Origin of the sequence: Gelidibacter pelagius, from assembly GCF_017581925.1 — a bacterium.
Taxonomy (GTDB): domain Bacteria; phylum Bacteroidota; class Bacteroidia; order Flavobacteriales; family Flavobacteriaceae; genus Gelidibacter; species Gelidibacter pelagius.
Map to the genome: position 1 here is coordinate 1 of NZ_JAGEVG010000002.1, position 20995 is coordinate 20995.

Below are 20995 nucleotides of genomic sequence, written 5' to 3' on the forward strand. Positions count from 1 at the left end.
ATAAAATATTATGCGATGTATGAATCGAGGAAAGATCGCATAAATGCTATGGAAACAATCTATTTTAACATCTCTTAAGTTGACGCCTATGCGCTAAAAAGCGGGATTTCAGGTTTAACTGGCCTGCCATCAATCGGGGACTGCGAAGGTTGGTTAGCAATGGAAAAAGATTTTACTGTTCTATATTTTGTTGGCTCGTCTTGAGGTTATTATTGGAACTTCAAAAAAATATGCTTTGCGCCAATCTAAACGTATTGGCATGTGCGTCAATAATGGTTTTGATTTCTGGTGAATAACCGCCGCCCATACTGCACATCACTGGAATTTTATAGTCTTTACAAGATTGCAGGACAAATCGATCGCGCTCTTTGCAGCCGACAATGGATAGGCTCAATTTTCCCAATTTATCAGAAGCAATGACATCCACTCCAGATAAATAGTAAATGAAATCTGGGTTTTCCGATTGAATTAATTTTGGTAGAATATCTTTTAAGATAACAAGATAGGTGTCATCATCACAACCATCTTCAAGTGCAATGTCCAAATCGCTGACTTCTTTTTTAAAGGGGTAATTACTTTTCCCATGCATGGAAAAGGTGAAAACTGACGGGTCATTCTGGAAAATTTCAGCGGTTCCATTGCCTTGATGTACGTCTAAATCAACAATTAGAATTTTTCTTGCCAACTTTTTTTCTTGTAGATAGCGCGCTGCAACGGCTTGATCATTAAGCATACAAAATCCTTCCCCACGATCGGAATAAGCGTGGTGTGTGCCTCCAGCGATATTCATCGCGACCCCGTGTTCTATGGCCAATTCACTTGCTATTATGGTGCCGCCGACGATGGTGATTTCACGCTCCACCAAAACCTCACTTAGCGGAAACCCGATTCTCCTAATTTCTTTCGGGCTTAAAGTTAAATTGAGCAAATCGTTATAATAGGCTTCGGTATGAACTTTTAGAATGTGGGAAGCATCAGGAATTGTGGGTTCAAAAAAATTGGCCTTCGTGCAAGTGCCTTCATATAACAATTGCTCTGGCAATAATTCATATTTGAGCATCGGAAATCTGTGACCTGCGGGTAATGGATGCTTATAAATGGGGTGAAAAGCGATTTTGAGCATTAAATAATCTAAGTTATTTGTCAAAGATAAGACTTCTTCATGGAGGCATAAGTGCATTTCAAAAGTACTGTTGTTGCGAATCCTAAAACCACTCTAAAATAGCAAAGCTTGAGATCTACATTAAAGAATAAATACCAACCTAAGCGTATACTTTAATGAAGTCTTAATCCTTTCCAATGGAATTGTATTACTGATCAATCTAAAATAGATGGTTCAGATGATGTCGTCCAAATAAGAGATTAGCGCTCATCTTGCCTACTTCTATTGTTGTGAGCCGTTAAGTTCCATTCCAGACCTGGCAGCTATCGGGGCTTTCAGGTCTTTTTACGACACCATCTTTATTCAAACTTTGCAGGTTTTTACGAATTCTAATTCATCGCCTACGAATCCTAAAACACTCCCAATTTTACCTCAAAACGCTACTACATTGGTACTATAAATCAAACCATTAAAACTATTTATCATGAAAAATCTCCTTCTATTTCTCGTTTTGTTGATTGGCATTTCTATTGCAAACGCACAGGAATTCCAAAAAACCGATGCCTACCAAGTTTCCATACATCCAATAGTCAATGACAAAGAACACACGCTTTTCAATGTAAGTGTTGTTCTCACCGATCGACCGGAAACAGTTGTAACCAACTTTAAAGTCATGTCGCCAGAAAGCATAAAAAAGATTTCCATACAAAGTCTTAAGCAACCTAATTTGCTCGATGTCGAAGAAATTATAAAAATGGAATTGACCTATTTTGAACCTCAAGCCTGCACCATTTCAAAATACGTTCTGGTAAAAGAAAATGGTGCCTACATCGATTTGCCAGCTATTGTAAATATGAAAGATAATTACCCGAAAATGGAAACAACTTATGTGTTCCCAAATCAAGCACTGGGACAAATCAATAAAATCATCACCTTGGAAATTACTTATTCTGATGCGTTTTCAATTGAAAACATTGAAGTTATAAAGGCATTTGCATGGCAAGATAATTTTGATACATCGCATCAAGTTTCTGCACTGTATTAATTATAAAAACCCAACACGTATGAAATCACTTATAATCCTTTTATTATCATGTTTTACCATCATGTCCTGCGGCGATTCTTCAACCGATCATTTGGAAGAGCCTACAAAAATTATCCAAAAACAATCGGTGGTTTTTATCGCTGGAATCGATGAAGATGACAATTCCTTTTATAAGAATGCGAAAGCACATTTTAGTCAGCAAAACATAATTGTTGTGGAAGATCTCCATGCTCTTGATGCTATTATTTCATGGCTCAATAAGAATGCTGACGATAAAGTTTATGACCAAATCCATATTGTGAGCCATAGTAATCCATGGCGGGGGATGGCATTGCTAACTTCTGAAGATGGCGCGCGAATAACCGCAACATCTCTTAAAAATAGTACATTGCCAAAACCGAATGGCGGCATCACTGAAAACACGAAAATCATCTTCCATTCTTGTGGATTGGGTGCTAATAAAGACTTGATGAAAGGCTTAAAATTGGCATTTTCATCAGGTGTTTCACCAAGTCTTTATGCTTCTGAATATTTCAACATTTTTGGAGGTAAGTACGCTTCGCATTATTTGGCGCAACCATTTTATGTGTTTTACCCTACAGCAAATTCCCCAGGAAATAAGACGCTTTCCAGAGAAATAGCTCAGAAATATCCAAACGCAAACCTCGATTGGTTGACCGCTTTGGGTACACGTGAAGAAACAACGTCAGGAGCAATCTATTCTTATCGTTTTAATATTCCTGTTGACTGGGAGATTGTTTTTGAGGATGCATCCAAAATCCCAGAATTGGATAGCGCTGACAGCATAATGGATTATATTTTAGAAAATGACGAATTTGCTTTTGCCTTATATGAATTGGGAATTCCGATGGAAAAATTCCGATGGACCAGCAGCAGCGAGGGACCAATTTTAAAAATACAGGGAAAAACAACAGTCCTCACGGCGCTTATGCCAGTGATGAATACTTATGAACCTGCAGAATATACGGCTCCAGATATTATGCATGCACGTTTGTATTCTCAATTTTAGGATGTTATACCACAGAGGTACGCATAGAGGAGGAGGAGTTTTTTAAATATTCAAAAACAACTTTCAAAAACACGTTATACTAAAACCTTTAGAATACGATAATAGAAAGAACTTCCAAGACTACTTTGTTTATATTTGTTTGTATCATTTCACAACTATGAGATTACCCATTTCCAGAATCTTTTTTGTTTTTTTGTTCCTGATTTCAATAGGAATTAGCTTTGGACAGAACAACCAATTGCGTTCGTATACCTTGGAAGATGGTTTGCCACAATCGCAAGTTTATGCCATTGAACAGGATGCCATTGGGTATTTATGGTTGGGGACACAAGGCGGAGGACTGGCGCGTTTTGATGGAGACACCTTTAAAACCTTCAACGAAAATGATGGTCTTGCTTCCAACTATATCAATGCCTTAAAATTTGCCAACGACACTTTATTTATTGGCAGCAGACGCGGACTTTCAATAAAAACAAAATCCGGTTTTAAGAATTACGAATGCCCGCAAGTCATGCATGTTTTTCGAGATCAGAACAACACCTATTTGGGAACGAAAAATGGTGTCTATCGCTATACCAAATCAAAAACAATTCAAAAGTTAAAATTGAATCCCATTATTGATGCCAACCAAGTCAATGCGATTCACTATGATGGCTCTTACTTTTGGATAGCGACCGACAAAGGACTTTTCAAAACTAAGTCGCTAATTCAAAACTCAAATTTTGAGAGGGTTGAAAAATACAACTTCACATCTCTTGTTCAATATAAATCCAAGTTGATTGCTTCAACGTTTACCCACGGAATTCTGATAAAAAATCTCGAAAATGGTAATGACGAATGGATTGAAGAATTGCAGCGCATCAACAGGTTATCCATTATCAAGGACCAACTTTGGGTTGGAGCAGACGGTGATGGCGTGACCGTTTTGGACCTGGAGAGTTTTCAAATTCAAAAGTACATCGATAGTCGTTCAGGGCTTTCGGTGTCACACATTCGCGACTGTATGATGGATCGACAGGGCACTATTTGGATTGCGACAAGTGGTGGCGGATTTTACAAATATTTTGAGGATAAATTCACCCATTTTGATAGTGAAAGTGGCTTGCAGGGCAATCATATCTATGCGGTTCACAACGTCGGTAAAGAATTATGGCTATCCAATTCAGAAGCTGGTTTGAAGAGAATTGACTCTTTGGGTCTTCATTCTGTTCCAAAAATCAGAGGTTTTGATCATGTAAAAATCAAAACGATTAACCATGATGGGAATGGTAATATTTGGGCTGGTTCCGATGGAAAAGGCTTACTGTTTCGAGAGAACACCACGCGTGATAGTCTGATTTTAAATCTTTCAGATTTTAATAACCTGAAATTTCATACCGTCCAAATCCCCGAAGTTAAAAACCATCTTCTTAATACTTCTAATGGATTCCCTTCCGATTGGATTAGGCAATTACATATTGAAAAAGATACAGTTTGGGTAGCTACCTATAGTGATGGGATTGTGAAAATACAATTTGATTCGGCCATGGAAAACCCTGAAATTATAAAAATCTATGGTAAAGAAGATGGCCTTGAGGATCTTTTGCTAAAAGACTTGAAATCAGATGCTCAAGGACGTATTTGGTATGGCACACAAACTGGACATGTTGGTTTTATTGAAAATGATCTTGTCAAGGATTTGGGTCAGGTTTTAGATGATAAAACGGCTATCAATTCTACGTTATTTCGAGGCAACACAATGTATCTGGGAACCGCTGGAAATGGTGTGTGGTTTACAGACATTAATGAAAGTATGGTATTCAAAAAATTGGTTGGTGATAAACAATTGACCTCAAGCAATTGCAACCAACTTATATTTGATAGCGAAGACAATCTTTGGGTTGGTTCTGAAAGAGGTGTTGATAAGGTGGTTTTAAATCAGGAAAACAAGATTGTAGATGTTTTTCATTTTGGAAGAAACGATGGCTTTTTGGGTATCGAAACCACTTTAAATGCCGTGGATATGGACCATAATGGCAATTTGTGGTTTGGTGCCATTTATGGGCTTACCAAATATGAAGTGGGTCAGGATCTTGAAGCAATAAACATCAAACCCAATATCGATTTTGAAGCTGTAGAAGTGGATTATCAACCTATTGATTCCATAGCCTATTATACATCGAACAGAAACGCCTTGGTCTTGCAGTTGAATCCTGACCAAAATCAAATATCATTTACCTATCGAACGGTCGATTTGACCCATCCAAAAGATATTCAATATCGGTTTAAACTGAATGATGATTCATGGAGCCCATGGTCTAAAAGCAATCAACAAAACTTAGTAGGCTTGAGCTATGGTCCCCATATTTTTTACGCTCAATCACGGGATTATCGCTGGCAAAATAGTGAGGTTATAGCTTTTCCGTTCAATATTGAAACACCTTTACATGAAAAATCATGGTTTCAGTGGATGGTAATTGGAGTGGTTTTAGTTTTGATTTTAATGTTTGGTTGGATGTATTTGCGTCGCTTAAAACGGAGAAATATTGAAGCACAAGAACGCTTACAAATCCAAAACAATTTGTTGACCTTAGAACACAAAGCGCTGCAACTGCAAATGAATCCGCATTTTATTTTTAATGTGCTCAACGGAATCAAAGCAATGGGAAGCACCAATCCCCAGAAAATGAACACTACGGTCAATACTTTTGCAACGCTGTTGCGTGATGTTTTGAACAATTCACGAAAGGATAGTATTACTTTAGCGCAGGAAATAAAAACATTGACCCATTATATTGAAGTGGAGCAATTGATGTCACCGAAAGCTTTTGTTTATGACATTCAAGTGGAATCCGATATTGATCCGGAAGAAATTTTGATTCCGCCCATGTTGATTCAACCATTTGTTGAAAATGCCATCAGACACGGGATTTTGAAAGGACCGAGAGATGGCGAGTTAAAGATACTATTCAAGACGGAAAACGACTTTTTAACTTGCACAATCGTCGATAACGGAGGTGGTATTTTTAATTCGCAAAACAATAAAACTGCAACCGACCATCAATCCATGGCGTTGACCGTTACAAAAGAGCGCATCCAATCACTTTCTGGGAAAGACACTTTGAAAATGGAAGAGATCACATCAAATAACCAAATTTTAGGAACGAGAATTAGCTTTCAAATTCCACTTAAAACAGACTTTTAATCACTATGCTAACAGCCATTATTATAGAAGACAATCCAGACGCACTCCAATTGCTCAAAAGCGACATTGAAATGCATCATCCCGAAATTGAGGTTATCGACACTGCCCAAAGTGTCGTGGAAGCGGCTAAGATTCTTCGAAAATCACAACCAGATATTTTGTTCTTGGATATCATGTTGGGTGATGGCACTGGGTTTGATGTTTTAGAGATTTTTCCAGACCTGTCAAGCAAACTCATCTTTGTAACTGCAAGTGACGAATATGCCATTCGCGCATTCAAGTTTGCCGCCATCGACTATGTTTTGAAACCCTACTCTGAAGACGATTTAAACAAGGCCATTCAACGGGCCAAAGCACAATTGCAACCCAACAAGGAACGACTCAATATCTTAAAGGAAACCTTGGCAGCTCCGGAGGCCAAACCCGATAAAATTTCGTTGCACACCTTGGATAAAATAATTATTGTCAATCTTGATGATATCGTACGATGTGAAGCCGATAACAATAATACAATCTTTTACCTGAAAGACAATCCTAAAGTTTTTGTGACCAAAACGCTCAAATATTTTGCCGATATGCTGAGCAATTATGAGTTTTTACGTGTTCATCAGAGTCATTTGGTCAACATTCAATTCATCAGTGCATTCATTAAATCGGATGGTGGTTATTTATTATTAAAAAATAAGGAGACCGTACCAGTGTCCGTTCGAAAAAAAGCGGAAGTGATCGAGATCTTGGATCGAATGCACGGATAGAACCATAGAGGTTTTGCTAATTAGTGTTTTTAGTCTGAGCTGAGTAAGTTTTTATGGCGTTAAAAATTATTATTTTTTTAACATCATAATCGTTTATCTTTGTAATATAAAATTACCATGATGTTTGCGTTAAAAGCTGCCATACTCTATTTTTTTGGGTGGTTTGTGTTGTTCGGATCTGCAGATCTCACAACATTGCCAAGCGCGTCTTATGCGCCTGTAGACACTATTGCTGCCTCAGACGATCAAGATCATAATCCTTTATTTTTTGATGCTGTTTTTGAAGTCAATCAGGCGTCTACGCATGAAACGCCATCAGTAAAAACTTTTTCGCAGCCAAGTGACGCATATCAAAGCGCAACTGCTGCATCTTCTTATTCCCTTTCCTATTATAGCATTGGCCAACAAATTGTGGTCAACTTCACTATAAAGGACATGATTTTCCCTTTTCATTGTTTTACATAGACTTATTTTTTTCTCGTTTAAAATCTAAAAGGTGCCAGATCGCACCTCTTCAAGTCTATAGTATAATTTAAAAACATAAAACAATGGATATATCATTAAATATGGTGATGCTCGTCGTGGTACTCATCGTTATAGTTCCTTTCGCCTGGTTTATCTGGGCAGAAAAAAGTGCCGTTTCTAAAAAGAAGAAAACATTCCAAAAAATTGCCCAGGCACAAAATTTAAAATTATCGATGGTTGAATATTGGAACAATCACTGTTTAGGTTATGATGACCAAGAAAACATCTTATTATATAACAATTTAAGTACGCCAGATTCTGAATTTAAAAAAGTAGAGTTGGAGGATGTCAGAAAGTGTGTCATCAATAAAACAAACAAAGATTATAAAAATGGTGATAAACATTATTCTGAAATGATGCGTCTCGATTTAGAATTCACCTTTGTGTCCAATAAACCACCAATGTCAATTACGCTATTTAATGTGGACGATAATTTTTCACAAAACCAAGAATTGGCCCGTGCCGAAAAATGGTTGGCGTTTGTTGATAAACATAAATACAATAAGAATAATATCGTAGCGGCATAAACAGCGCTGACGCATAAAAGAACCATCTCTTTTCGACCTTTTGATCATTGTCAAACTGGAAGAATTACGGAGATGGTTTTTTTATCATTATTATCTCCTTTAAATTAAAATCATTAGGTAAAAGTTGGAACTATATGGATTTCCCAGAATTTAGTTTAAAATGACCTCTATTTTTGTTTTATGCCCACCAGTGGGTTTTTGTGCCTCGAGGTTTGCCTCGTGGACTTGTTTCGTGCTTCTTGATTTTCTATAGAGATTTAAATAACGTGTAGTCCATGTTTAAACTTAAAGTCTTGACTCTTGATTCTTTTAGCGCAGCAGTCCTGTTTCTTTTATCCGATAGTTTTTATCTTTTATAAAAAAAATTTCAACACGAAATTTCGTGTCAATTAATCGTCTACTTTTGACAGAAATAAATAGGCTATGTTGCTCGCTGGTTTTCTTATTATTGTAGGGTTTGTTCTTTTGATAAAAGGCGCGGACTGGATGGTCAGTGGCTCCACGTTGTTGGCCAAGAAGAATAAAATTCCAGATTTGGCCATAGGGTTGACCATCGTAGCTTTTGGGACTTCTGCCCCCGAATTGGTTGTAAATACAGTAGCATCTTATGAAAACCATTCAGATATTGTTTTGGGAAATGTTATTGGGAGCAATAACTTTAACCTGTTTATGATCTTGGGTATTGTGGGACTTATTTTTCCAATTGCTGTCCAATCGTCAACGGTATGGAAGGAAATCCCGATTTCATTTTTTGCGGCTTTAGTATTTTTGGTATTAGCCAATGGCTATTTATTTTCTGATTTCGGATTGTCAAGAATTGACGGGATCATCTTGCTCTTAATGTTTTTACTCTTCTTGTTCTATATCTATAAACAGATGAAAGGTGATGATTCAAGTTCTGAAGCCATTGAAATAACAGCTTCCAATTATAAGATTTGGGGATTGATTGCTTTAGGATTGATCGGACTGGTAATTGGCGGGAAATTGATCGTGGACAATGCGGTTACCATCACCAACGATTTAGGAGTGAGCGAGAAAATTATTGGACTTACCATTATTGCCGCTGGAACTTCGTTACCAGAGTTGATGACCTCCGTAGTCGCGGCCATGAAGAAAAATAGTGATATTGCCATCGGAAATATTATCGGTTCCAATATCTTTAATGTTTTCCTAATCCTTTCAGTGAGTTCACTGGTGCGCCCCATTACTTTCAGTTCAGTTTTCAATACCGATATTTACTTGTTGTTGGGCGGAACTTTATTCTTGTTCGTGGCTATGTTTACTGGTAAAAAGAAAACATTGGACCGATGGGAAGCCGGCGTTCTCTTGTTGGTTTTTATAGGATACACCACTTATCTTGTGGGTAAGGAGCTGCAGTAAAATCCTATTTATGCAATTTGAGTTGGATGCGCTTCCGCGGAATATCCACATCCAAAACCTTAACGATGACCTGTTGGTGTAGGGACACATGCGCATTTACATCAGAAACGAAAGTATCCGATAGGTTGGATATGTGGATCAAGCCACTTTCTTTGATGCCGATATCTACAAAAGCACCAAAATTGGTCACGTTGTTGACAATTCCAGGTAATAATTGACCTTCCTCCAAATCATTAATAGTTTTGATATTTTGGTTAAACGTAAACACTTTGGCTTGCTCGCGAATGTCCAATCCTGGTTTTTCCAATTCTTCGATGATGTCCTGAAGCGTTGGCAATCCAACGGTATCTGTACAGTATTTCTCTAAATCCAGTTTTTGAAGTTCGGTTTTGTTGCCAATTAAATCAGATACTTTTTTACCTAAATCCTTTGCCATGCTTTCAACTATCGCATAGCTTTCAGGATGTACTGCAGAATCATCCAATGGATTTTTGGCCGATTTCACTCTTAAAAACCCTGCACCTTGTTCAAAAGCTTTGGCACCTAAGCGGGGTACTTTCTTAATGTCTTTTCTTGATAAAAACGCACCATGTTCATCGCGGTAATTCACAATATTATCTGCTAATTTTGGACCGATGCCAGACACATAGCTCAATAAACTTGCACTTGCGGTATTGAGATTCACGCCTACCGCATTCACGCAACTTTCAACCACAACATCCAATTCTTTTTTAAGCTTGGTTTGATCTACATCATGTTGATATTGCCCAACACCAATGGACTTAGCGTCAATTTTGACCAATTCAGCCAACGGATCTTGTAATCGTCTTCCAATGGAAACCGATCCACGAACGGTCACATCATAATTTGGAAATTCATCACGGGCAATTTTTGAAGCCGAATAAATACTGGCACCAGCTTCACTGACTACAAAAACTTGAATGTCGTTTTTAAATCTGATTTTTCGGATAAAAGCTTCGGTTTCTCTTGATGCAGTGCCGTTTCCGATAGCAATCGCTTCAATTTGGTAGGCTTCAGAAAGCGAACTGATTTTCTTCATCGCACCAAGGGTGTCATTTTTTGGTGGATGCGGATAAATGGTTTCGTTGTACAGTAATCCGCCTTGAGCGTCGAGGCACACGACTTTACAACCCGATCTAAATCCAGGATCGATGGCGAGAATCCGCTTTTCGCCTAAAGGCGAACCCAATAGCAATTGTTTTAAATTCTTTGCAAACACTGAAATGGCAGCTTCATCGGCTTTTAACTTCGCATTTTGAAGGGCTTCATTGGAAAGTGAAGGAAGCAATAATCTCTTATAAGCATCCTGAATAGCGATTTGAATCTGTTCAGTGCTTTCATTATTTGAGCGAATGACTCGGTCTTCAATTTTTGCCAGAGCCTTGTCATCATCAATGGTAATTTTGGATTTGATAAAGCCTTCGGTTTCGGCTCTTAGAATAGCTAACAAACGATGCGATGGTATTCGACTCAGTGACTCTTCCCAATCAAAATAATCACGGAATTTTTGTGCGTTCTCATCATCTGCTTTTGATTTAACAACTTTTGTTGAAATCATCGCAAAACGTTCCAATTGATGACGGATGTTGTTTCGGATATCGGTGCGTTCGTTGATCCATTCCGCAATAATATGGCGTGCGCCTTCGAGTGCGTCGTCCGCCGAAGCGATATCACCTTTAATATATTTAAAAGCAATCGATTCCAAATCCGAAGCATTTTGGCTCATAATAATTTTAGCCAAAGGCTCCAATCCATTTTGTCGCGCCGTTTCGGCCTTGGTCTTTCTGCTTTTTTTGAAAGGCAGATATAAATCTTCAAGAGCAGTCAAATCTTGGGCCGCTTCAATCTTTTGATTTAATTCTGGCGTTAAGGCATCTTGCTCTTCAATCGCTTTTAAAATGGCTGTTTTACGCTTTTCGAGAGCTTCAAATTGCTCCTTATATTTTACAATATCACCAATCTGCACTTCATCCAAATTGCCAGTGCGTTCTTTTCGATATCGAGAAATAAACGGGATGGTGGCATCTTCGTTTAATAATTCGACCGTGTTTTTTACAGAGTTTTCTGGAAGTTTTGTTTGTGAAATAATATATGAAATCAAGGACATATGTAGACTTTAAAAGAATGAGTTGTAAAGATAAGAAGATAAAAAAAACTGCTTGAGGTTTCAAGCAGTTCTTAATTTGATATTTGAGGTTTTGGCTTAATCCATCACTTTTCTCAAAACGTACAGCGCTTCGAGGTCTCCAGTGTTTTTATTGCCTTCACTGTCCAAAAGAGTCAATGTGTTTTCACCCACAAAATAAGGGTTTCTGTCATTGGATAATAAGATTCTTTGTCCTTGGTCATCCCATTCAAAGCTGCCTTTCGTTTCGATTGGCGTCGTTTCCTTCCCTAAATAAGTTTCTTGGATGGTATAGGTCTTGTCACTGTTAATTGTAACTACGGTTTTGATCCCCTCACAATCGGCACAAGGTACTTCGCCTTCATATACGCCGTTCCAATCTAAAGAAGTCATGCTGTTGTCTCCCGTGACCCCCATGTCCACTTCTTCTATTTGAGGCTCCTCGATAGTTTGTGTCTCTTTTTTCTTTCCAGAATTACAGCTTGTAACAAATAAAACAAGGGCAATACATAGGGAATTGATAATAGTGGTTTTCATTTTTAGTGTTTTTAATATGAGTTAATCTATTGAAATTTGATAAAAAGGGAAATGATTTAAGTAAGCTTTAACAGGCTGGTTAATTGGTGACTTTTTCTGTAGAAGGCTCGAATGATGCCAACACATAGCCATTTTCGTCCTTAAAGGTCAATTCGCCATCAGTTAAAATATAACTTCTGGCCTTTTGCAAATTGCCCATAAAAACGTTTTCGATGCTGCTTCCTTCACAATATCTCATGGTGGCCATCATTTGGGAGAATTCTATTTGTTGATTGTCTTTTAAGGTATAAGTGCCGCCAAATGAATTACAGCCGCCATTACCGCCTACGCCATTATCTTTTGCCGTAAGTTTTATAAAAGGTTGTTCCAATTCTGTTTTGCTCAGATTCAAGACGTCTCCATTGAGTTTGGTCAATACCCATTTTGTTTCAATAAAAGAGGTTTCTGACTTGTTTGAAGACTCTTTTGGGGCCACTTGCGATTTGCAATTAAAAAGCAAAAGACAAACCAATACTGATAAACTATAAATATATTTCATGACGGACAATTTTAATATCGTGTTTATCAAAGTTAAGGAACTATTTTAAGTCATATACAAAATAAAATAGCTGTTTTGCTCAAAACCGATAATTTAGCTAATCTGCAAGCCGTTAGGCACTTTCGCTTCTGTGGATATATCAGGATTTACAAATACCAATTTCCCATCTTCAGACTCTGTCATCAATATCATCCCTTGACTCTCAACACCTCTTAGAGTTCTCGGCGCTAAATTGACCAAAACGGTCACGCGTTTTCCAATGATTTCTTCAGCATTAAAGCTCTCTGCAATCCCAGAAACTATCGTTCTCACATCAATTCCAGTGTCGATTTTTAAAACCAATAACTTATTGGCTTTTGGCATCTTTTCGGCTTCCAAAATGGTCCCTACTCGCATATCCAACTTTGAAAAATCTTCAAAAGAAATGGTTTCTTTTTGTGGCTCTACTTTTTTGTTGGCGGCTTCATTTGCTAATTTACTGGCAATAAGCTTATCCAATTGGCCTTGAATGGCCTCGTCTTCAATTTTTGAAAATAAAAGTTCTGCTTTCCCTATTTTATGTCCTGTAGGAAGCAATACATTCTTGGAGGAAATATCAGTCCATGAATTTTCGACATCGCCAGAAGTGATGTTTAGAATGGTTTTCAATTTGTTAGCCGTAAAAGGCAAAAATGGCTCACTCAAAGTTGCCAATGCCGATGCTATTTGAAGCGCCACAAACATGATGGTTTTGGTACGTGCTTCATCAGTTTTAACCAATTTCCAAGGCTCTTCATCTGCCAAATATTTATTGCCCAATCTGGCCAAATTGATGAGTTCCTGACTTGCTTCCCTAAATCGGTAGCGTTCAATGGAGCTCGCAATCACATCTGGATAGGCTTTTACCGCTGCCAAGGTTTCTTCATCAACAGCACTGAATTCTGATGGTTCAGGGGCAACGCCACCATAATATTTATCGGTCAGTACCACCACACGGTTGATGAAATTCCCAAAAATAGCCACCAATTCATTATTATTTCTTGCCTGAAAATCTTTCCATGTAAAATCGTTGTCCTTGGTTTCTGGTGCATTAGCCGTCAATGCATAACGCAGGACATCTTGTTGATTCGGAAAATCTTCCAAATATTCTGGCAGCCAGACCGCCCAATTTTTTGAAGTGGATAGTTTGTTGCCTTCTAAATTCAGAAATTCATTTGCCGGTACATTGTCCGGTAAAATATAAGAACCTTCTGCTTTCAACATCGCAGGGAAAATGATACAGTGAAATACAATATTATCTTTTCCAATAAAATGCACCAATTTGGTGTCTTTATCCTTCCAATACGGTTCCCAATCTTTTCCAACACGCTGGGCCCATTCTTTGGTGGAGGAGATGTAGCCAATAGGAGCGTCAAACCACACATATAAGACTTTACCTTCCGCACCCTCAAGTGGCACAGGAATGCCCCAATCTAAATCTCTGGTGACCGCTCTTGGACGTAGGCCATCGTCGATCCATGATTTTACTTGTCCGTAAACATTGGATTTCCAATCCTTTTTATGGCCTTCTAAAATCCATTCTCTCAAAAACGCCTCGTGCTTGTCTAAAGGTAAAAACCAGTGTTTGGTCTCTTTTAACGTTGGCACGTTGCCGCTTATAGCCGATTTTGGATTGATTAAATCTGTTGCATTTAAACTGCTTCCACACTTTTCACATTGGTCGCCGTAGGCTTCCTCATTGCCACATTTTGGGCAGGTTCCCGTTACAAATCGGTCGGCTAAGAACTGATCGGCTTCCTCATCGTAAAGTTGCTCGGTGATTTCTTCAATAAATTCACCTTTATCATATAAGGTTTTGAAGAATTCTTGAGCTGTTTCATGATGGACTTTAGCCGAGGTACGTGAATAGTTGTCAAAACTGATTCCGAAATCCTCAAAGGAAGTTTTGATAATGGCGTGGTATTTATCAACAATATCCTGTGGCGTCACGCCTTCCTTTTTTGCTTTTATGGTAATGGGAACGCCGTGTTCATCGCTTCCGCAGATAAAGATGACGTCTTTTCCGATGAGTCTTAAATATCGGGCGTAAATATCGGCAGGCACATAAACTCCAGCCAAATGCCCAATATGAATGGCGCCGTTAGTGTAAGGCAATGCTGCGGTAATGGTATATCTTTTAGGTTGATTCATCAACTAGTAATTTAATGGTACTTTATAGCAAGGAACAAGACGAAAAATCAAACTTCAGTTTTGAACTTACAGATGGCTTCGTTTTACTCGCATTGACGCGTTATTTTTAGAAGCCACAAAAGTACACATTTTGACCTCGATTTGGAAAAAAAATGTATTTTTACATTATGTCGAAAATATCATTTACCCTCGTATTAAGTTGCCTTGTTTTGATTTTAGGAATTCAAGACTTCTCGGCACAAGAAAAATCATCATCCATGAAAGAGCAAACGCTGGTGCGTCCTCCATATTTAAAAGTTGGAGACACGGTTGCCATTGTTGCTCCTGCAGGAATTCTTAAGAATAGAAATGCGGATATCCAACGTGCCCAAGAGTTAATGAAGAGTTGGGGTTTGCATACTGTTTTGGGAGACCATTTGTTTTCTGTAGCCAATCATTTTGCAGGAACTGATGACCAGCGTTGCGCCGATTTTCAACGGGCTATGGATGATCCAACCATTAGCGCTATTTGGGCAGGACGTGGTGGTTACGGAACGGTCAGAATTTTGGATAAATTGGATTATACCAAATTTAAAAAGAAACCAAAATGGGTGATTGGCTATTCTGACATTACAGCATTACATAACCAATTGCACAATGAAGGATTTGAATCCATGCATGCCATGATGGCTGCAGGAGTAACGCAAGATTTGAACGATATCAAAGAGACTGTTGCCACCTTTAAGGATGCTATTTTCGGGAAGCCTTTAGCTTATACTTTAGAAGGTTCAGCGTACAACAAAGTAGGAACGGCCTCTGGCGAATTGGTAGGTGGTAATTTAACTTTATTGCATACCATGTTAGGTTCTAAAACGAGCATTGACACTACAGGGAAGATTCTTTTCATTGAAGAAATTGGGGAGTATGCTTATCATATCGATAGGATGCTTCAAAGTTTAAAACGTGCAGGCTATTTTGACAATTGTAAAGGTGTGATTGTGGGTGATTTTTCCAAAATGAGAGAAAACACAACCCCTTGGGGAAGCTCTTTTGAACAATTGATTTTGGATGTATTGTCTGATTATGATTTTCCAATTGCCTTTAAAATGCCGGCAGGCCATGAAGATGATAATCGAGCAATGATTTTTGGGCGAAATATTGAACTTTCAGTGGGGAAAGAGGTGTCAACGGTCAAATTTGACAAGTAGGTTTTGTCTTAAGCAGCCGACTGCTGACTGCAAATTGCAAACTGAACATGGCTTTTAAATTAATTCAAATTGCAGGATAAGATTCCTGCCTTCTCAGGAAGTATGGCACACCACAACGAACTCGGGAAAATAGGCGAGAAGCTCGCTGCGGAATACCTGCTCTCAAAAGGTTACGAGATTGTGTGCAAAAACTACTTCTACCAAAAAGCTGAAATTGATATTATTGCAAAGCATAATAATATCATGGTTTGTGTGGAGGTCAAAACCCGGAATTCCGATTTTTTCGGTGATCCCCAAGATTTTGTTACGCCGAGTAAAATCAAACTATTGGTCAAAGCAATGGATGCCTTTATTGTTGAAAATGATATTGATTTGGAATCACGATTTGATATTATCGCCATTTTGAAAAATAAAACGAAAGAAGAATTGACGCATTACGAAAATGCATTTTATCACTTTTAAACACCTGCGAAGGCAGGTGTCTCTTGGAAGAGCAGTTGCGGAAATCTCTCAAGTTTTTATCGTTTATTTAAAGTGCTTTGCTATTTTTAACCCTTCCGTCTTTTATCCCTTTACTGGTTTAAAATCCATCTTCTCTTGAAATAAGGTAAGGAATTCTTTGTTCAATATTTTTAAATCTTTCTTCTCTATATTCTTAACTCTGTGCATTAAAAAATTTGGATTATACCCAGATCCTTTAATAAGTTCCAAGTTATAAAGATATTACATAATCTGAATCAAGGTTCATCTTTCTGAAAATAAGGAAATTAAAACGGATTAACACATGACAATTGTCATGTTTTCCACTCTCCTTGTTATTTACATTTGGGGCTTAATTTTTTAAGAAAATTGTATTATGATAGCCAACAAACAAGCCCATAGTTTTCATATTCCTGTCATGGGTTTAGCTTACACTATAGATAGTCCCATTCGTGTTGCGCAATTCGGTATTTCGTCCGTCATTTCTATTATTGACGATGACCTTATAGAAAAAATGAACGCTTTTTATAGTCAGAAATTCAGTTTGCCATATCAAGAAATCTCGAAGAAAGTAGAAGATTATCGCGCCAAACGCATCACGGCATATTTGAATTTAGTGGACACCATCGTTAAGGACAAGTTTGGAAAATTCAAGGAGGAATTATCAGAGAGTAAATCTGCCCTGGAAAACTTTGTAGGGATGCTTCCTAATAAATCGAGCATAAAAGAAGGACTTTCAAAGATGTTGGAAGAAGGGATGCTCATTAAAGAAACGATTAAGAACTATATTGATACACATTTGTCTGCTGGAGAGATTGATGTGAATATCATGACCAAAATTGATAAAGATAACTTTAAGGGATCTGAACAATTACCGGTCGAATTCAATGATGCCCATGCGTCCCTTCGTGGTTTTGTAAATAGTAATTTATCTTCATCCGTGGTGCTTTCCGCAGGAATGAATCCAAGATTATACAGCTATTTTGAGAATTTCAAGGATTTTTATCCGGACCTGGAAGGTCAATTAAAAAAGAAAATTATTTTAAAGGTGAGCGATTTTCGTTCCGCTTTGATCCAAGGAAAATATTTAGCAAAAAAAGGGCTTTGGGTTTCGGAATATCGTGTGGAATCTGGCTTGAATTGTGGGGGTCATGCATTTGCTACCGAAGGATTTTTATTGGGACCTATTTTGGAGGAATTTAAAACCAAAAAAGCGGAACTACTACAAGATACCCATGATGTTTTTGTAAAAGCTTTAGGTGATAAACAGATTCTTGCACCTGCACATCCCTTAGATATAAAAATTACGGTTCAGGGAGGTGTTGGCACCGCAGCTGAACATGATTTTTTAATAGATAATTATCAGGTGGATTCTGTAGGCTGGGGAACACCTTTCTTATTGGTTCCAGAAGCGACGTCGGTAGATAATGAAACGCGAAAACTCATGGCAGACGCTAAGGAGGCCGATTTATATTTAAGTAATATTTCACCATTAGGTGTGCCTTTCAATACGCTTAAAGGCACCTCCAATGAGTTTTATAAGCAAGCTCGTATTGATAATAATAAAGCGGGGAGTTCTTGCCCTAAAAAGTTTTTGGCCTTAAGTAAAGAGTTTGGGCCAGAAGGTATCTGTACTGCATCAAAGAAATATCAAGATGTGAAACTGTCAGAACTTGATTCCAAAAAGGAAACTATGACATCTTCCCATTATAACATCGCTAAAAACAAAATTACTGAGAAGGCATGTCTTTGTGTTGGCTTAGCGAATGCCTCTTATCTTGAAAACGAGATTCCTATAAAAGGACAACAACAAGGTGTGGTAATTTGCCCAGGCCCCAATTTGGCGTATTTTGATAAAGAAGTCTCATTATCTCAAATGATACAGCACATTTATGGAGGCGCTTCTGTACTTTCTGAAGCTTATAGACCGAATATGTTTGTAAAAGAATTGAAAATGTACGTAGATTATTTGAAAAATGATATCGCGATGTTTACGGATGAGTTAACTGCGAAGAACATAAAGAAATGGTTGGCGTTTAAAAGTAATTTATTGGATGGAATTGCCTACTACCAAAATTTATTTAATAGAACTTTTCATCTTAATAAAAGTGAGATTCAATCTAATATTATTCTTTTTAAGAATGAGATAGAATCCATTGAAATTCCTGTGATTTAATTGGGAAACCTCTCAGGTTTTTAAAACCTGAGAGGTTTTTGCTTATTTCGAATTTATTTGGGATCCCTGCCTTAGCAGCGATTTGGTTACCTATAAAAATTCATTTCATCCACATATTCCCATACATGCTCTGGTAACATCGGTTTGATGTTTTTGCCCGCTTTGATGGATTTTCTGATAAACGTGGAGGATAATTCCATAATAGGTGCGTCAACATGATGGATTTGTGGATGTTGGTTAAATTGCGATTCGACCTTGCCTTCTGATAATCTTGGATACACATAAATATGATGATTGGCCAAGATCAGTTCGTAGTTTTTCCATTTGTGAAGACTTTTCAAGTTGTCTTCACCCATGATCAATGCAAATTCGTGCATTGGATATTTCTCTTGTAAATAGGTGAGTGTATTGATAGTATAGTTGGGCTGTGGCATCCTAAATTCAATATCGTTAGCCCGTAATTTAGGATAGTCTGCTGTAGCCCGATACACCATCTCAAAACGATCATGATTATCAAGTAGTGACGCTTTCACTTTAAAGGGGCTTTGGGGTGTGACCACAAACCAAATTTGGTCAAGATCACTGTGTTCGGCCATATGGTTGGCAATAATGAGATGGCCAATATGAATAGGATTAAACGTGCCAAAATAAAGTCCAATTTTCATCTGTGTGTAGTTATTTTACTTGATTTGGCGCCTTTACAAAATCGGACACGAGTTTGTAAGATTCAGCAATGGCCTTGTCAAGGTCATCATTGATCACGATAACATCAAACAAAGGTGCCGTCGCTAATTCTGCCGAAGCCTTTGCAATTCGCATATTGATTTTGTCATTGCTTTCGGTCTGACGTTTTTTAAGACGGATTTTTAATTCATCAATACTTGGTGGTTTTACAAAAATGGCAATCGTTTGGTCAGGGAATTTACGTTTGATACGTAAACCTCCAGAAACATCAATGTCAAAAATGACATTTTTTCCTTTGGCCCAGATGCGCTTCACTTCGGTTTTTAAAGTGCCGTAAAAGTTATCGCGATAAACTTCTTCCCATTCTAAGAACTCGTCGTTTTTAATTCGGTTTTTAAAGGCTTGCGCGTCTAAAAAGTAGTAATCCTTTCCATCGGTTTCATTGTTTCTCTTTTCTCTGGAAGTTGCCGAAATTGAGAATTCCAAATTGAGTTCTTCTTGTTGGAGTAAATGTCTCACAAGTGTTGTTTTGCCTGAGCCAGATGGCGCTGAGAATACGATAAGTTTCCCTTGACTTGGGATGTCTTTTAGTTTTGTCACTAATTAATTGTTTTTTGATACAAAGCTTTCCAAATACGGGAAAGTTCATTATTTTACTTACTATAGAACATTCAGTAACTGTTCCTTAATTTTTTCCAATTCGTCCTTCATTTGAACGACCAGTTTTTGCATGGGTGCATGGTTACTTTTTGAACCGATAGTATTGATTTCACGTCCCAATTCCTGACTGATAAAGCCAAGCTTCTTACCATTGGAATCATCACTATTAAGTGCTTTAATGAAATAATCCAAATGGTTTTTTAACCGTACTTTTTCTTCCGTAATATCAAATTTTTCGATATAAAAAACCAATTCCTGTTCAAAGCGATTTTCGTCTACTTTTTCCTTCAGCTCTGCAACACCTTTGTGCAGTCGTTCTCTCACCGCTTCAATACGATCAGGATCCATAGCAATAACTTCATCTAATAAATCCGATATATTTTTAACCCGATCAAAAAACTCGGATTCCAAGCTTTTGCCTTCATCCAAACGGTATTGCTGAATTTTCTCCAATGCCGTATTGATTTCTGCTGCAATTTCACCCCATTCGTCTTCATCCATCTCATCACGTTCCGTAGTTACGGCATCTGGCAAACGAATGGCCATTTTGAGCAATTCGGTTTCATCGCCATCCACCACGTCCTTCAATTGCTTGATGTATTGTTTTACAACGGTCTTATTGATTTGTGTTGAGGTTTCTTCGCCAGTTATCTCCATAAACAATGAAAAATCAACTTTGCCACGTTCCAATTTTGATGCGATCAATTTGCGAACATCCAATTCTTTTTCTCGGTATAGTGAAGGCATTCTGGTATTCAGGTCGAGGTTTTTGCTATTTAGCGACTTGATCTCTATAGATATTTTTTTAGTAGGAAGCTGAATCACAGATTTTCCGTACCCGGTCATGGATTGTATCATGTACTTATTTTA

The 20995-nt window shown here is 37.9% G+C and carries 18 protein-coding genes; 10 read left to right on the plus strand and 8 right to left on the minus strand.

Translation table 11 applies throughout. From position 1 onward, the window contains the following. Nucleotides 1-220 precede the first annotated feature (220 nt). Nucleotides 221-1123, minus strand: a complete 903-nt coding sequence (locus tag J4051_RS01700) for a histone deacetylase family protein (RefSeq protein ID WP_208232345.1) — start codon at nt 1121-1123, stop codon at nt 221-223. A gap of 463 nt (nt 1124-1586) precedes the next feature. Between J4051_RS01700 and J4051_RS01705 the strand changes: the two genes are divergently transcribed. From J4051_RS01705 to J4051_RS01735, 7 genes are all read left to right on the plus strand, one after another. Next, nucleotides 1587-2147: a hypothetical protein gene (locus tag J4051_RS01705; RefSeq protein WP_208231976.1), complete on the plus strand. Its 561-nt coding sequence runs from the start codon at nt 1587-1589 to the stop codon at nt 2145-2147. Nucleotides 2148-2166: 19 nt separating this feature from the next. Then, nucleotides 2167-3177 (plus strand): hypothetical protein, encoded by a 1011-nt coding sequence (locus J4051_RS01710; protein ID WP_208231978.1) that lies wholly within the window; start codon nt 2167-2169, stop codon nt 3175-3177. Nucleotides 3178-3334: 157 nt separating this feature from the next. After that, nucleotides 3335-6361 carry a sensor histidine kinase gene (locus tag J4051_RS01715; protein ID WP_208231980.1) on the plus strand — a complete coding sequence of 1009 codons (3027 nt, stop codon included), beginning with the start codon at nt 3335-3337 and terminating at the stop codon, nt 6359-6361. Nucleotides 6362-6366: 5 nt separating this feature from the next. Continuing rightward, on the plus strand, nt 6367-7116 hold the full coding sequence (locus J4051_RS01720) for a LytR/AlgR family response regulator transcription factor (RefSeq protein WP_208231982.1): 750 nt from the start codon (nt 6367-6369) through the stop codon (nt 7114-7116). A 117-nt stretch (nt 7117-7233) separates the two neighbouring features. Next, the gene (locus J4051_RS01725) at nt 7234-7581 is read left to right on the plus strand and encodes a hypothetical protein (protein ID WP_208231984.1); all 348 of its coding nucleotides are present in this window, start codon (nt 7234-7236) and stop codon (nt 7579-7581) included. An 83-nt stretch (nt 7582-7664) separates the two neighbouring features. After that, a complete protein-coding gene (locus tag J4051_RS01730) occupies nt 7665-8168 on the plus strand; it encodes a hypothetical protein (RefSeq protein WP_208231986.1) in 504 nt (167 codons plus the stop codon). A gap of 423 nt (nt 8169-8591) precedes the next feature. Next, complete coding sequence (locus J4051_RS01735; protein WP_208231988.1) at nt 8592-9548, plus strand: calcium/sodium antiporter; 957 nt, start codon at nt 8592-8594, stop codon at nt 9546-9548. A 4-nt stretch (nt 9549-9552) separates the two neighbouring features. On the opposite strand, the gene J4051_RS01740 is transcribed toward J4051_RS01735, so the two are convergent. From J4051_RS01740 to metG, 4 genes are all read right to left on the minus strand, one after another. Next, complete coding sequence (locus tag J4051_RS01740) at nt 9553-11676, minus strand: Tex family protein (protein WP_208231990.1); 2124 nt, start codon at nt 11674-11676, stop codon at nt 9553-9555. A gap of 96 nt (nt 11677-11772) precedes the next feature. Continuing rightward, entirely contained in the window at nt 11773-12231 is a 459-nt protein-coding gene (locus J4051_RS01745) for a copper resistance protein NlpE (RefSeq protein ID WP_208231992.1), read from the minus strand. 79 nt (nt 12232-12310) lie between these two features. Next, complete coding sequence (locus tag J4051_RS01750; RefSeq protein WP_208231994.1) at nt 12311-12769, minus strand: META domain-containing protein; 459 nt, start codon at nt 12767-12769, stop codon at nt 12311-12313. Between the two features lie 93 nt (nt 12770-12862). Then, nucleotides 12863-14938 (minus strand): methionine--tRNA ligase, encoded by a 2076-nt coding sequence (gene metG, locus J4051_RS01755; RefSeq protein WP_208231996.1) that lies wholly within the window; start codon nt 14936-14938, stop codon nt 12863-12865. 167 nt (nt 14939-15105) lie between these two features. Between metG and J4051_RS01760 the strand changes: the two genes are divergently transcribed. The 3 genes from J4051_RS01760 (at nt 15106) to J4051_RS01770 (ending at nt 18781) form a co-directional block, all read left to right on the plus strand. Beyond that, nucleotides 15106-16125 carry a S66 peptidase family protein gene (locus tag J4051_RS01760; protein WP_208231998.1) on the plus strand — a complete coding sequence of 340 codons (1020 nt, stop codon included), beginning with the start codon at nt 15106-15108 and terminating at the stop codon, nt 16123-16125. Between the two features lie 102 nt (nt 16126-16227). Then, nucleotides 16228-16587 carry a YraN family protein gene (locus J4051_RS01765; protein ID WP_208232346.1) on the plus strand — a complete coding sequence of 120 codons (360 nt, stop codon included), beginning with the start codon at nt 16228-16230 and terminating at the stop codon, nt 16585-16587. 394 nt (nt 16588-16981) lie between these two features. After that, entirely contained in the window at nt 16982-18781 is a 1800-nt protein-coding gene (locus tag J4051_RS01770) for a hypothetical protein (protein ID WP_208232000.1), read from the plus strand. An 86-nt stretch (nt 18782-18867) separates the two neighbouring features. On the opposite strand, the gene nadD is transcribed toward J4051_RS01770, so the two are convergent. Genes nadD through J4051_RS01785 form a run of 3 tightly spaced genes read right to left on the minus strand, consistent with a single transcriptional unit; the run spans nt 18868 to nt 20983 of the window. Further along, complete coding sequence (gene nadD / locus J4051_RS01775; RefSeq protein ID WP_208232002.1) at nt 18868-19446, minus strand: nicotinate (nicotinamide) nucleotide adenylyltransferase; 579 nt, start codon at nt 19444-19446, stop codon at nt 18868-18870. 10 nt (nt 19447-19456) lie between these two features. After that, nucleotides 19457-20065, minus strand: a complete 609-nt coding sequence (gene gmk / locus J4051_RS01780) for a guanylate kinase (RefSeq protein WP_317192687.1) — start codon at nt 20063-20065, stop codon at nt 19457-19459. A gap of 60 nt (nt 20066-20125) precedes the next feature. Beyond that, nucleotides 20126-20983 (minus strand): YicC/YloC family endoribonuclease, encoded by an 858-nt coding sequence (locus J4051_RS01785; protein ID WP_208232004.1) that lies wholly within the window; start codon nt 20981-20983, stop codon nt 20126-20128. Between the last annotated feature and the right edge of the window lie 12 nt (nt 20984-20995).

Coding starts and splice junctions, on each gene's coding strand:
- nadD (WP_208232002.1), bottom strand. CDS start 19,446: ATGAAAATTGGACTTTATTTTGGCACGTTTAATCCTATTCATATTGGC.
- J4051_RS01725 (WP_208231984.1), top strand. CDS start 7,234: ATGATGTTTGCGTTAAAAGCTGCCATACTCTATTTTTTTGGGTGGTTT.
- J4051_RS01750 (WP_208231994.1), bottom strand. CDS start 12,769: ATGAAATATATTTATAGTTTATCAGTATTGGTTTGTCTTTTGCTTTTT.
- J4051_RS01760 (WP_208231998.1), top strand. CDS start 15,106: ATGTCGAAAATATCATTTACCCTCGTATTAAGTTGCCTTGTTTTGATT.
- J4051_RS01735 (WP_208231988.1), top strand. CDS start 8,592: ATGTTGCTCGCTGGTTTTCTTATTATTGTAGGGTTTGTTCTTTTGATA.
- J4051_RS01705 (WP_208231976.1), top strand. CDS start 1,587: ATGAAAAATCTCCTTCTATTTCTCGTTTTGTTGATTGGCATTTCTATT.
- J4051_RS01710 (WP_208231978.1), top strand. CDS start 2,167: ATGAAATCACTTATAATCCTTTTATTATCATGTTTTACCATCATGTCC.
- J4051_RS01745 (WP_208231992.1), bottom strand. CDS start 12,231: ATGAAAACCACTATTATCAATTCCCTATGTATTGCCCTTGTTTTATTT.
- J4051_RS01720 (WP_208231982.1), top strand. CDS start 6,367: ATGCTAACAGCCATTATTATAGAAGACAATCCAGACGCACTCCAATTG.
- J4051_RS01785 (WP_208232004.1), bottom strand. CDS start 20,983: ATGATACAATCCATGACCGGGTACGGAAAATCTGTGATTCAGCTTCCT.
- J4051_RS01770 (WP_208232000.1), top strand. CDS start 16,982: ATGATAGCCAACAAACAAGCCCATAGTTTTCATATTCCTGTCATGGGT.
- J4051_RS01700 (WP_208232345.1), bottom strand. CDS start 1,123: ATGCTCAAAATCGCTTTTCACCCCATTTATAAGCATCCATTACCCGCA.
- J4051_RS01740 (WP_208231990.1), bottom strand. CDS start 11,676: ATGTCCTTGATTTCATATATTATTTCACAAACAAAACTTCCAGAAAAC.
- J4051_RS01765 (WP_208232346.1), top strand. CDS start 16,228: ATGGCACACCACAACGAACTCGGGAAAATAGGCGAGAAGCTCGCTGCG.
- metG (WP_208231996.1), bottom strand. CDS start 14,938: ATGAATCAACCTAAAAGATATACCATTACCGCAGCATTGCCTTACACT.
- J4051_RS01730 (WP_208231986.1), top strand. CDS start 7,665: ATGGATATATCATTAAATATGGTGATGCTCGTCGTGGTACTCATCGTT.
- J4051_RS01715 (WP_208231980.1), top strand. CDS start 3,335: ATGAGATTACCCATTTCCAGAATCTTTTTTGTTTTTTTGTTCCTGATT.